The organism is Sanguibacter biliveldensis (assembly GCF_033798665.1).
GTDB classification, from domain to species: Bacteria; Actinomycetota; Actinomycetes; order Actinomycetales; family Cellulomonadaceae; genus Sanguibacter; species Sanguibacter inulinus.
In genome coordinates this window covers 793,070-806,058 of the sequence record NZ_CP138359.1, presented here as the reverse complement: position 1 = coordinate 806,058, position 12,989 = coordinate 793,070, and the positions used below count along the sequence as shown (strand labels likewise).

The 12,989-nt window shown below is 66.3% G+C and carries 8 protein-coding genes and 2 rRNA genes; 2 read left to right on the top strand and 8 right to left on the bottom strand.

All coding sequences use genetic code 11. The annotated features are described in order from the left end of the window. Positions 1–94: 94 nt before the first annotated feature. From SANBI_RS03445 to SANBI_RS03435, 3 genes are all read right to left on the bottom strand, one after another. Positions 95–193 carry a 30S ribosomal protein bS22 gene (locus tag SANBI_RS03445; protein ID WP_003792170.1) on the bottom strand — a complete coding sequence of 33 codons (99 nt, stop codon included), beginning with the start codon at positions 191–193 and terminating at the stop codon, positions 95–97. A gap of 190 nt (positions 194–383) precedes the next feature. Beyond that, positions 384–590, bottom strand: a complete 207-nt coding sequence (locus SANBI_RS03440) for a helix-turn-helix domain-containing protein (RefSeq protein WP_056136525.1) — start codon at positions 588–590, stop codon at positions 384–386. Positions 591–806: 216 nt separating this feature from the next. Then, the gene (locus SANBI_RS03435) at positions 807–2,018 is read right to left on the bottom strand and encodes an acetoin utilization protein AcuC (protein ID WP_319158943.1); all 1,212 of its coding nucleotides are present in this window, start codon (positions 2,016–2,018) and stop codon (positions 807–809) included. A gap of 87 nt (positions 2,019–2,105) precedes the next feature. Between SANBI_RS03435 and SANBI_RS03430 the strand changes: the two genes are divergently transcribed. Then, positions 2,106–3,482 (top strand): TrkH family potassium uptake protein, encoded by a 1,377-nt coding sequence (locus SANBI_RS03430; RefSeq protein ID WP_319161166.1) that lies wholly within the window; start codon positions 2,106–2,108, stop codon positions 3,480–3,482. Then, the gene (locus tag SANBI_RS03425; RefSeq protein ID WP_056136520.1) at positions 3,475–4,173 is read left to right on the top strand and encodes a potassium channel family protein; all 699 of its coding nucleotides are present in this window, start codon (positions 3,475–3,477) and stop codon (positions 4,171–4,173) included. Before SANBI_RS03430 ends, SANBI_RS03425 begins: the two co-directional genes overlap by 8 nt. Positions 4,174–4,922: 749 nt before the next feature. Here SANBI_RS03425 and araA read toward each other — a convergent pair. From araA to SANBI_RS03400, 5 genes are all read right to left on the bottom strand, one after another. Continuing rightward, positions 4,923–6,431, bottom strand: a complete 1,509-nt coding sequence (gene araA / locus SANBI_RS03420) for an L-arabinose isomerase (RefSeq protein WP_319158941.1) — start codon at positions 6,429–6,431, stop codon at positions 4,923–4,925. A 93-nt stretch (positions 6,432–6,524) separates the two neighbouring features. Continuing rightward, on the bottom strand, positions 6,525–7,226 hold the full coding sequence (locus SANBI_RS03415) for an L-ribulose-5-phosphate 4-epimerase (RefSeq protein ID WP_179914206.1): 702 nt from the start codon (positions 7,224–7,226) through the stop codon (positions 6,525–6,527). Continuing rightward, positions 7,223–9,001 carry a ribulokinase gene (araB, locus tag SANBI_RS03410; protein WP_319158938.1) on the bottom strand — a complete coding sequence of 593 codons (1,779 nt, stop codon included), beginning with the start codon at positions 8,999–9,001 and terminating at the stop codon, positions 7,223–7,225. The genes SANBI_RS03415 and araB overlap by 4 nt, the downstream gene beginning before the upstream one ends. Before the next feature lie 484 nt (positions 9,002–9,485). Then, positions 9,486–9,602 (bottom strand): 5S ribosomal RNA (gene rrf / locus SANBI_RS03405). Positions 9,603–9,681: 79 nt separating this feature from the next. Then, a 23S ribosomal RNA gene (locus SANBI_RS03400) occupies positions 9,682–12,793 on the bottom strand. Positions 12,794–12,989: the final 196 nt, after the last annotated feature.

Sequence of the window (12,989 nt, the reverse complement as noted above, 5' to 3'; positions counted from 1 at the left end):
GGACCACAGCCCCTTCTCCACCCCGGTCAGGTGCGGCGGCAGCGCCTACCCCCGGGAACGACTCGGGCCCGGTCGAAACCGGGCCCGGACGAGACTACTTCTTGTTACGACGCTGGTGGCGCGTCTTGCGAAGCAGCTTGCGGTGCTTCTTCTTGGCCATACGCTTGCGGCGCTTCTTGATGACGGAGCCCATGGGTCCTCGCAATGTTGATCGGGTCTGCTCGCGCAGCACGCCGTAGAACCGCTCAGAGCCTCTGCCCGGCCGCTGGCCGGAAGACTAGAAGAGGTACATGCGACGCCCACGCTCGGGAAAGTCCTGCACTAGCCTACCTTCTTCGGGAGGCTCGGCGCGACGCGGTGGTCTGACCACCGTGCAGCAGCGGTCAGGAGGACAGCTGGTCGCCCTCGATCACCGAGGTCGACAGGTAGGTCGTGAGGGCGTCCTGCGGCACCCGGAACGACTTTCCGACGCGCACGGCGGGCAGCTCGCCCGAGTGCACGAGGCGGTAGACGGTCATCTTCGACACCCGCATCGCGTCGGCCACCTCGGCGACGGTCAGGAACTGAACGCGCGGTGCTTCAGAGCTCATCGTGTGAACCTTCGTGTCGCGACCCTCGAGGGGCCGTGCGGTGTGCCGCTGGAGGCGGCACGTCAGGGTGGTCGTCCTCGGCCCACGACGTCTGACGTGTGGCCCGTGTGACACCTGAGGCTCACGTGACGTTCGCCCTGGCCACACCTTAGAGGCTGGGAGGCGCGGAGGAAAGGTGGAAACTCTGCCTCCGCGCCGCTTTCGTCGTGTTGCTCCTCAGACGTCCAGGCTGACGTCGAGACCGAGCAGCGGGAAGGTGGCCTGACGGGTCGCGCGGATGGCCCTGTCGACCTCCTGCTCGGGGTCGTAGCCCTGCGCCCACGGCCTGAAGCCGACCTCGCCCTCCCGGTCGCACATGACCTCCGGTGCGCTGTGGCCGAGCACGTCCTCGACGTGCGTCCGCCAGGCGGCGGGGACCAGGGTGCTCGGCGGCACGGGGCGGTGCTGCGCGATCGCGAGGACGTGGCACCACGCGACCGGGACCACCTCGACGATCGCGTACCCGCCCCCGCCGAGAGCGACCCAGCGTCCGTCGCTCAGCTCGTGCGCGAGGTCGTGCACCCAGGAGGCCGCCTGGCGCTGCGCGTCGACGGCCACGTCGAGGTCGCTCAGCGCGTCGTGCCCGTGGGCGTCGCAGCCGTGCTGCGAGACGACCACCTCGGGTCTGAAGGCCCGCAGGGCCTCGGGGACCACGGCGTCGACCGCGCGCAGCCACTGCGACCCGCTCGTCCGCGGCGGGAGGGCGACGTTCACAGCTCCCCCGGGCGCGCCGTGACCCCCGGTGTCCGTCGCGTGACCGGTGCCGGGGAACAGCGTGGCGCCGCTCTGGTGCACCGAGACCGTCAGCACCCGGCTGTCGTCCCAGAACGCTGCCTCGACACCGTCTCCGTGGTGCGCGTCGAGGTCGACGTACGCGACCCGCTCGGCGCCGTCGTCGAGCAGGGCCTGGATCGCGACCGCGGCGTCGTTGTAGACGCAGAACCCCGAGGCTGCGCCCGGCATCGCGTGGTGCATGCCACCGGCGATGCTGACCCCGTGGCGCGTCTGGCCGCGCCACACGGACAGCGCGACGGCGACGGTCCCGGCGACGATCCGCGCGGCCGAGTCGTCCATCCCCGGGAAGATCGGGTCGTCCTCGGTGCCCAGACCACGGCTCTCGTCCTCGACCCCGCGGCCCGCAGCGTGCACGGCTGCGACGTAGGCGGGGTCGTGCACCGTCGACAGGAGGGCGTCCGACGCGATCCCCGCGTCGACCAGGCGCACGTCGTCGGGATCGATCAGCCCGAGCTCGCGCGCCAGGCGCAGGGTGAGGTCGAGGCGCAGGGGGGACATGGGGTGTCCAGGGCCGAAGTCGTGCAGCGCGAGCTCTGGGCTCCACGCGACGTCCGTCGTGTCCGGGCTGTCCGCGCGGTCCGGGCTGAAGGGCATGGTCCACGGTAGCGCGCCCACCCTCGCTCAGGCCCTTCTCGTGGCACAGTTCGGTGGTACGTGTCTATCTCGACGCAGGGAGCAGTCATGGCATCCGGGTTCTCGGGACGCCTCTGGGCAGGCCGCGAGCTTGTCGACCGCATGGCCCGCCAGTCCCCGGCCCGCCTCGCCCTCACGGTGTTCGCCGCGGTCATCGCCGTCTTCACAGGGCTCCTGTCGACGCCCTTCGCGACGACCTCCGGGGTCCGCGCCCCGTTCGTCGACGCCCTCTTCACAGCCACCTCGGCGGTGTGCGTGACGGGCCTCGTGACGGTCCCCACGGGGACGTACTGGTCGACCTTCGGGCAGGCCGTCATCCTCGTGGCCATCAAGGTCGGCGGGCTCGGCGTCATGACGCTGGCCTCGCTGCTCGGCATGGCCGTCTCGCGCCGCATCGGGCTCACGCAGAAGCTGCTCACGGCCTCCGAGACCAAGACCACCCGGCTCGGCGAGGTCGGGTCGCTGATCCGCGTCGTCATCATCACCTCGACCACGATCGAGGTGGCGCTCGCACTCCTGCTGGTCCCGCGCTTCATCGTGCTGCGCGAGACCGTCGGCGAGGCCGTGTGGCACGGCATCTTCTACGCGGTGTCGGTCTTCAACAACGCCGGGTTCATCCCGACCGAGGAGGGCCTGACCCCGCACGCGGGCGACTGGCTGCTTCTCCTGCCGATCATCGTCGGTGCGTTCATCGGGGCGCTCGGGTTCCCGGTGATCCTCAACGTCGCCCGGAACCGCCGTCAGTTCCGCAGGTGGAGCCTGCACGCCAAGCTCACCGTCGTCACCTCGGGGCTGCTCGTGGTCGCCGGGTCGCTCATGTTCGTCCTGCTCGAGTGGACGAACCCCGGGACCTTCGGTCGCATGCCCGTGGGCGAGAAGCTGCTGTCGGGCCTCTTCATGGGGGTCATGCCGCGGTCCGCGGGCTTCTCGACGGTCGACATCGGGCAGATGCACGAGGCCAGCTGGCTCGTCACCGACTCACTCATGTTCGTCGGAGGCGGTTCGGCGTCGACCGCAGGCGGCATCAAGGTGACGACCCTCGCCGTGATGATGATCGCGATCGTCGCCGAGGCGCGCGGTGACCGTGACGTCGAGGCCTTCGGCCGGCGCATCCCGCGCGAGACCCTGCGGCTCGCCGTCGCCGTGGTGTTCGTCGGCGCGACCGCTGTGCTCGTGTCGTCGCTGCTGCTCCTCGAGATCACCGGCTGGTCGCTCGACGTGGTCTTGTTCGAGGTGATCTCCGCCTTCGCGACGGTCGGCCTGACGACAGGCGTGACGCACGAGCTCCCCGAGGCCGGGAAGTACGTGCTCGTCGCCTTGATGTTCATCGGCCGTACCGGCACCATGACCTTTGCTGCAGCTCTTGCGCTGCGCGACCGCCGCCGGGTCATCCGGCTGCCCGAGGAGAGGCCGATCATTGGTTGACAGCACCGCCGGACGCGTGGACCGCGCCGCGAAGGCGTCGAAGTCCGACGCCGGCGTCCTCGTCGTCGGCCTCGGCCGCTTCGGCTCCGCGATGGCCATGACCCTCGACAGGCTGGGGCAGGACGTGCTCGCCGTCGAGAGGTCTCCTCAGCTCGTCGCGCACTTCTCCGACCGCCTGCCGATCGTCGAGGCGGACGCGACGAGCCCCGAGGCTCTCGAGCAGCTTGGCGCGCGCGACTTCTCGGTCGCGGTCGTCGGGGTCGGCACCTCCCTCGAGGCGAGCGTGCTCATCACCGGCAACCTCGTCGACCTGGGGACCGCGCAGATCTGGGCGAAGGCGATCTCGGCCGAGCACGGGCGCATCCTCCAGCGCATCGGGGCGCACCACGTCGTCTTCCCCGAGGCCGACGCGGGCAACCGCGTCGCGCACCTCGTCTCCGGCAAGCTGCTCGACTACATCGAGGTCGAAGACGGGTTCACGATCGTCAAGATGCGTCCCCCGCGCGAGACGCAGGGCTTCACGATCGCGCAGTCGAAGGTCCGTGAACGGTACGGCGTGACGATCATCGGCGTGAAGTCGCCCGGGCAGGAGTTCGTCTACGCCGAGCCGCAGACCCGGATCGCCGCCACAGACCTGCTCGTGGTCTCGGGCCACTCTGATCTCCTCGAGAGATTCGCAGCGCGCCCCTGACGGGTGGAAGACCACCACTCAGCACCACATTCCCTGCACGGTAGATCCTCCGCTCCGCCACCTATCTCCCGGCTTCTTCGCAGCCAGCACTGGCACGCTCGAGGCATTGTTGCGGAGCCCTGCGCCCGCACCCCTCGAGGAGATGCCGACCCCGATGCTCGACCGACTACCCCCGATGCCGTCGCGCCTGCGGTTCACCCCGGACCTCAGCACGAGGTCCGTCCTGAGCCTGCCCGTGCGCGAGGCCGTCGCAGCCGCCGAGGGCCGCACGGGATGGATGTCCCGCCTGGGGGCCTACAGGCCCGCAGAGCCCCCGTCACGTCCCTGGACGGGGCCGGCTGGACCGGAGCGCGCACCTCGGGCGGAACGTCGTCCTGACGGTGCGGGGTGCTCTCCGTGCAGCTGTGGGCGTGCACCCCAGGCCGGGGACCTCGAAGGCCGCCGGGACGGCTGAGCCGCTCGCGCCGGTCTCGCGACGGAGCTGCGGCAGAGTCACGACGATGCTGTCGAGCTCGGCCGCGTCGATGGCGTCGACGGGGAACGCCGACCAGCACCGGCCCGAGATATGACAAGACCGCCGTCGCCCTCGGTCTGCGCCCCCTGCGGCGCTCGTCGAGGACGACGGCGGGTCTGAGCTCGGGACGCAGGACGCCCCGAGAGTCTGTGACGGTTCGAGCCTAGAGCCCGGGAGCGGTCCGTGCAGCGCAGCGGTTGTGGACCGCTCCCGGGCTCAGGTGCTGGTCAGGGGGTCAGAAGCCCTGGGCGAGCCTGTAGTACGCCTGGTTCCAGCGGAGCTCCTGGGCGAAGCCGCGCGACGTGGTCGTCTCGTCGATCGTCGCGAGCTCGGTCCGCGCCATGTCCGAGAAGTCCTGGAAGGCCTCGAGGCCCACAGCCGTGCTCATCACGGTGTGGTGCGCGGCGCCGGCGATCAGCCAGGCCTCCGCAGAGACCGCGAAGCTCGGCTGCGGCTTCCACACGGCGCGGGCCACGGGCAGGTTCGGCAGCTCGTGGCCGGGCTCGACCACGTCGACCACGTTGACGGTGAGGCGGAAGCGCTCGCGCATGTCCGACATCGCGACCACCACGGCGGGCCCGGGGTCGGTGTCGAAGACCAGGCGGACCGGGTCCTCCTTGCCGCCGATGCCGAGCGGGTGCACCTCGAGCGAGGGCCTGGACGTGGTGAGCGAGGGGCAGACCTCGAGCATGTGCGCCCCGAGGATCTTCTCGTCGCCGGGGGTCAGGTCGTAGGTGTAGTCCTCCATGAGGGACGCCCCACCCGGGAGGCCGTAGCCCATGACCTTCGCGGCGCGCACGAGCAGCGCGGTCTTCCAGTCGCCCTCGGCGCCGAAGCCGTAGCCCTCGGCCATGAGCCGCTGGACGGCGAGCCCGGGGAGCTGGCGCAGCGCGCCGAGGTCTTCGAAGTTCGTCGTGAAGGCGCCGAAGTCGCCCGCCTCGAGGAAGGACCGCAGCCCGGCCTCCTGGCGAGCGCCGTAGCGCAGCGCGTCGTGCCGCTCTCCGCCGGCCCGCAGCTCCGGGGCGACGTCGTAGAGCTCTTCGTACTCGGCGACGAGGGCGTCGATCACCGACTCCTCGACGGCGTCGACAGCCTCGACGAGCTCGTTGACGCCCCACGTGTTGACCGAGACACCGAGGCTGATCTCGGCCTCGGTCTTGTCGCCCTCGGTGACGGCCACGTTGCGCATGTTGTCGCCGAAGCGCGCCAGGCGCAGGTTGCGGACGGCGTCGAAGCCGGCGGCGGCACGCGACCACGTGGCGATCTTGGCGATGACGGCGGGGTTGGAGACGTGCCCGACGACAGTCTTGCGCGGGACGCCCATGCGCGTCTGGATGTACCCGAACTCACGGTCGCCGTGCGCGGCCTGGTTGAGGTTCATGAAGTCCATGTCGATGTCTGCCCAGGGCAGCTCGACGTTGGCCTGCGTGTGCAGGTGCAGCAGCGGGGTGTCGAGGGCGTCGAGACCGCGGATCCACATCTTGGCGGGCGAGAAGGTGTGCATCCAGGCGACGAGGCCGATGCACGCCGGGTCGGCGTTGGCCTCGAGGGCCGTCCGCTTGATCGACTCGGAGTCCTTAAGCACGGGCTTCCACACGACGCGGATCGGCACCTCGCCGGCCTCGTCGATGGCCGCGGCGATCGCCTGCGACTGCTCGGCGACCTGCTGGAGGGTCTCCTCTCCGTAGAGCCCCTGCGACCCGGTCAGGAACCAGATCTCTTTGCCCTCGAACGGGTTCTTCATGGTGTGTCCTCACTCCGGCGGGGTGTGCCGGTAGGCGACGCGGCACGGGGCCGCTGTCATGGGTGGTGTGACGTGCTGTGCGCTCGGGGCAGATCAGCGTCCGTAGACGTTCTGGTACCTGTCGTAGAGCGAGTCGATCTGCTCCTGCGGGATGCGGGTGGGCTCGCCGAGCTGCCGCGAGATGTGCACCGTGCGGGCGACCTCTTCGACCATGACGGCGGCCTTGACCGCAGCCTTCGCGTCGGCACCGATCGTGAAGGGCCCGTGGTTGCGCATGAGGACCGCCGGGGACCGGCTGCCGGAGAGCGTCTCGACGATCCCCTGGCCGATCGAGTCGTCACCGATGAGGGCGAAGGGACCGACCGGGACGTCACCGCCGAACTCGTCCGCCATCATCGTCAGGACGCAGGGGACAGCCTCGCCGCGGGCCGCCCAGGCCGTCGCGTAGGTCGAGTGGGTGTGCACCACGCCCCCGACCTGCGGCATGTGCCTGTACACGTAGGCGTGGGCCGCGGTGTCCGACGACGGCGACCGGGTCCCGTCGACGAGCTCGCCGTCGAGGGTGCAGACGACCATCGACTCCGGGGTGAGCTCGTCGTAGGTCACCCCCGACGGCTTGATGACGAAGAGGTCCGCCGTGGTGAGCCGCTGCGAGACGTTGCCCGCGGTCCACACGACCAGCTCCCAGCGCGGGAGCTCGGCGTGCAGGCGCGCGACGACCTCACGGACGCGGGCCACCTCCTCGCGGACCTCGTCGCTGTAGCCCGCGAGGCCAGGAGCCTGGGCGGCGCTCACGCGTCAGCCCCGGAGGACTTGCTGCTGGTCTGCTCGGCGCCGTCGTGTACCGAGCCGGTCTGCGCTGCGGAGGCCGGGGCGCTCTTGGCGGCACGGCGGATGTCCTTGAGACGGTGCATGACCTCGTTGACCCCACGGCCGAAGTAGTCGTGGAGCGCCGTGTACTCGGCGAAGAGCGCGTCGTAGCGGACGGCGTTCTCCTCGATCGGCAGGTACGCGGCGACGGTGCGCTTGCCCATCACCTGGGCGGCGGCACGGACGTCGGGGTAGGCGCCGGCAGCGACAGCCGCGTGGATGGCCGAGCCGAGCGCGGGTCCCTGGTCCGAGGCGATCGTCGACAGCGGCAGACGCGTGACGTCCGCGTAGATTTGCATGAGCAGCGTGTTCTTCAGCAGGCCGCCGGCCACGACGAGCTCGGTCACGGGGACGCCCGAGCCCTGGAAGGCCTCGACGATCGTCCGGGTGCCGAAGGCTGTCGCCTCGAGGAGCGCACGGTAGGTGTCCTCCGGGGTGGTCGCGAGCGTCTGGCCGACGACCACTCCCGAGAGCTCGTGGTCGACGAGGACAGAACGGTTGCCCGAGTGCCAGTCGAGGGCGATCAGGCCGTGCTCGCCGATCTGCTGCGGGCGGGCCAGCTCGGTGAGGTGCTCGTGGACCGAACGACCGGCTGCGGCCGCGGCGTCGACGTAGGCCGGCGGCACGGCGCTCTTGACGAACCAGCCGAAGATGTCGCCGACACCGGACTGACCCGCTTCATAGCCCCAGAGCCCGTCGACGATCCCACCCTCGACGACCCCGCACATGCCGGGGACGGAGTGCAGCTCTTCGCCGTTCATCACGTGGCAGGTGGACGTCCCCATGATCGCTGTCATCTGACCAGGCTCGACGGCGTTGGCTGCCGGGGCCGTGACGTGGGCGTCGACGTTGCCGACCGCGACGGCGATGCCCTCGGGCAGACCGGTCCAGTCGGCTGCCTCGGCGGAGAGACGTCCTGCCGCGGCTCCGAGCTGACCGATGGTGTGCTCGACCTTGTCGGAGACGAAGGAGCCGAAGTCGGGGTTGAGCGCCGAGAGGAACTCCTCGGAGGGGTACTGACCGTCCTGGTAGATGCCCTTGTACCCGGCTGTGCAGGCGTTGCGGACGTAGTCACCGCTGAGCTGCCACACGATCCAGTCAGCAGCCTCGACCCAGTGGTCCATGCGGTCGTAGACCTCGCGGTCCTCCTCGAGGATCTCGAGGCCCTTGGCGAACTCCCACTCGGAGGAGATGAGTCCGCCGTAGCGCGAGATCCAGGACTCGCCGCGGCTGTGCGCGAGCTCGTTGATACGGTCCGCCTGGCCCTGCGCGGCGTGGTGACGCCACAGCTTGACGTAGGCGTGGGGACGGTCGCCGAGCCCGTCGAGCTCGCAGAGCGGCGTGCCGTCGGAGGTCGTGGGGACCATGGTGCAGGCAGTGAAGTCTGTGCCGATGCCGATGATGTCGGCGACGTCGATCCCGTGGTCCGCCTGGGCCTGCGCGATGGCAGCAGGGACAGCGACCTTGAGGACGTCGACGTAGTCCTGAGGAACCTGGAGCGCCCAGTCGGGGGCGAGGGAGACGGGCGTGCCGGCCTCCCAGGCAGGGCCCGTGGTGAGCTGCCGGTCCATCACCGCGTGCGGGTACTCGTGCACCCCGGTGCCCAGCTCGGCTCCGTCGTGCACGCGCACGACGACAGCACGGCCAGAGAGAGTTCCGTAGTCCACGCCCACGACCAGGGCGCGCTGCGAGTCAGTCATTCGAAGCCTCGTTGCTTGTGAAGACGGCTGGACGACATCGACCACGACCGGACGAGCCACCCGACGTCGGGAGACAGGGGACGGAGCGCACGGGCTCCCGCCCGACTCCGCGCCGACGAGACCGGGTACCGGACCTGACCCCCTCGACTCAGTCATGTTAACGTTCACAATCACCGCAGCGCAAGAGCGCGGATGGCGGGTTCGACCCTCTGTGGTTCTCACGGTGGACCGGGCCCGTGATCCGGCCGCGCGGGGGCACTGGGGGCACTGGGGGCACTGGGGGCACGGAGTCTCCCGGTCACGCGATCACGCGTTCACAGCGTCAGGCGGAAACGCGGACACGGCGTCCGGCGGAAACGGCGTCACGGGGTCACTCGGTCACTCGGTCACGCGCTGATGCGAGAAACGTCACGCTCGAGCCTCAGAACATCCGGGTACGACAAGAGCCCACCCCTGTGAAGGGGTGGGCTCTTGTTGAATGGTTGTCCGGCGGCGACCTACTCTCCCACACAGTCTCCCGTGCAGTACCATCGGCGCAGAGGGGCTTAGCTTCCGGGTTCGGAATGGGACCGGGCGTTTCCCCCTCGCTATGACCGCCGTAACTCTATTGGGTTGTCAACCGGTTCTCGGCCGTTACCCGAGAACCGCACAGTGGACGCGTAGCACACAAAATTTTGAGTGTTATCAAGTTGTCGGCTTATTAGTACCGGTCAGCTCCGAGAGTCGTTAGTCCTCTCTTCCACATCCGGCCTATCTACCCAGTGGTCTGCTGGGAGCCTCTCGAGGGTCAAGCCCTCATGGAAACCTCATCTTGAAGCAGGCTTCCCGCTTAGATGCTTTCAGCGGTTATCCCTTCCGAACGTAGCCAACCAGCCGTGCTCCTGGCGGAACAACTGGCACACCAGAGGTTCGTCCGTCCCGGTCCTCTCGTACTAGGGACAGCCCTTCTCAAGTTTCCTGCGCGCGCAGCGGATAGGGACCGAACTGTCTCACGACGTTCTAAACCCAGCTCGCGTACCGCTTTAATGGGCGAACAGCCCAACCCTTGGGACCTACTCCAGCCCCAGGATGCGACGAGCCGACATCGAGGTGCCAAACCATGCCGTCGATATGGACTCTTGGGCAAGATCAGCCTGTTATCCCCGGGGTACCTTTTATCCGTTGAGCGACGGCGCTTCCACAAGCCACCGCCGGATCACTAGTTCCGACTTTCGTCCCTGCTCGACCTGTCAGTCTCACAGTCAAGCTCCCTTGTGCACTTGCACTCGACACCTGATTGCCAACCAGGCTGAGGGAACCTTTGAGCGCCTCCGTTACATTTTAGGAGGCAACCGCCCCAGTTAAACTACCCATCAGGCACTGTCCCTGATCCGGATTACGGACCGAGGTTAGATGTCCAGAGCGACCAGAGTGGTATTTCAACGTTGACTCCACGAACACTGGCGTGCCCGCTTCACAGTCTCCCACCTATCCTACACAAGCCGCACCGAACACCAATACCAAACTATAGTAAAGGTCCCGGGGTCTTTCCGTCCTGCTGCGCGTAACGAGCATCTTTACTCGTAGTGCAATTTCGCCGAGTTCACGGTTGAGACAGCGGAGAAGTCGTTACGCCATTCGTGCAGGTCGGAACTTACCCGACAAGGAATTTCGCTACCTTAGGATGGTTATAGTTACCACCGCCGTTTACTGGGGCTTAAATTCTGAGCTTCGCCTTGCGGCTAACCCGTCCTCTTAACCTTCCAGCACCGGGCAGGCGTCAGTCCGTATACATCGTCTTGCGACTTCGCACGGACCTGTGTTTTTAGTAAACAGTCGCTTCTCCCTGGTCTCTGCGGCCCTTGCACGCTCGGCCAGCTAGTGGCTTCACGCTCCGGGCCCCCCTTCTCCCGAAGTTACGGGGGCATTTTGCCGAGTTCCTTAACCATGATTCTCTCGATCGCCTTAGTATTCTCTACCTGATCACCTGAGTCGGTTTAGGGTACGGGCGGCTTGAACCTCGCGTCGAAGCTTTTCTCGGCAGCATAGGATCACCAAATCCCCACCTAGGGTGGGTCCCGTCAGATCTCAGGCTATATGAACAGCGGATTTGCCTACTGTTCGCCCTACGTCCTTAGACCGAGACAACCGTCGCTCGGCTTGGCTACCTTCCTGCGTCACTCCTGTTAATACGCTTACCTACTACAAGTTCGGGTCCCGCGCTCCCCTGAGTCCTCAGCCCCGAAGGGCCTGTGGACCAGGCTTGGGCGGTTAGCATCACCTGGCTCGGTATGGGCGGTTCTTCGCCGGTAGGAGAATATCAACTCCTTGTCCATCGACTACGCCTGTCGGCCTCGCCTTAGGTCCCGACTTACCCAGGGCGGATTAGCCTGGCCCTGGAACCCTTGATCATTCGGCGGACGGGTTTCTCACCCGTCTTTCGCTACTCATGCCTGCATTCTCACTCGTGTAGGCTCCACCACTGGGTTACCCCGCAGCTTCACTGCCCACACGACGCTCCCCTACCCATCCACACACCTGGACCACGAAGGCCTGGTTATTATGTGAATGCCACAGCTTCGGCGGTGTACTTGAGCCCCGCTACATTGTCGGCGCGGAATCACTTGACCAGTGAGCTATTACGCACTCTTTCAAGGGTGGCTGCTTCTAAGCCAACCTCCTGGTTGTCTGTGCAACTCCACATCCTTTCCCACTTAGCACACGCTTAGGGGCCTTAGCTGGTGGTCTGGGCTGTTTCCCTCTCGACTATGGAGCTTATCCCCCACAGTCTCACTCCCGCGCTCTCACTTACCGGCATTCGGAGTTTGGCTAACGTCAGTAACCTTGTAGGGCCCATCGGCTATCCAGTAGCTCTACCTCCGGCAAGAAACACGCGAGGCTGCACCTAAATGCATTTCGGGGAGAACCAGCTATCACGAAGTTTGATTGGCCTTTCACCCCTACCCACAGGTCATCCCCCCAGTTTTCAACCTAGGTGGGTTCGGTCCTCCACGCGGTCTTACCCGCGCTTCAACCTGCCCATGGGTAGATCACTTCGCTTCGGGTCTAGACCCAGCGACTCATTCGCCCTATTAAGACTCGCTTTCGCTACGGCTTCCCCACACGGGTTAACCTCGCCACTGAGCACTAACTCGCAGGCTCATTCTTCAAAAGGCACGCTGTCACCCCTGCTAAGGAGGCTCCAACGGATTGTAGGCACACGGTTTCAGGTACTATTTCACTCCCCTCCCGGGGTACTTTTCACCTTTCCCTCACGGTACTTGTCCGCTATCGGTCACTAGGTAGTATTTAGGCTTATGAAGTGGTCTTCACGGATTCACACGGGATTTCTCGGGCCCCGTGCTACTTGGGATCCCCTTCGGGAGGTCACGTCATTTCGTCTACGGGGGTCACACCCTCTACGCCGGGCCTTTCAATGCCCTTCGACTATAACGAGACTTTCTGACTCCCTGACAAGCCGGCAGACTCATCTGAAAGGTCCCACAACCCCGCCCATGCAACCCCTGCCGGGTATCACACATGAACGGTTTGGCCTCATCCGCTTTCGCTCGCCACTACTCACGGAATATCTCTTCCTGTCGGTACTGAGATGTTTCACTTCCCGACGTTCCCTCCACACACCCTATATATTCAGGTGCAGGTAACACGACATAACTCGTGCTGGGTTTCCCCATTCGGAAATCCTCGGATCACAGTTCGTTTGCCAACTCCCCGAGGCTTATCGCAGGCTACTACGTCCTTCATCGGCTCCTAGTGCCAAGGCATCCACCCTGTGCCCTTAAAAACTTGACAACAAAAAATTGCAAAGAACCAAAGATAAATCTTTGATCTTACAAAGATGCTCGCGTCCACTGTGCAGTTCTCAAGCTACGGACGATCCCACCCAACACCACCGCCTACCCCCGAGCAAAGCTCAAGAGCGGTTCAACTGGTTCAGGGTGACCCGTGTCGAAAGCAACCAACCCGATCCGCCACCACCCGAAGGTGC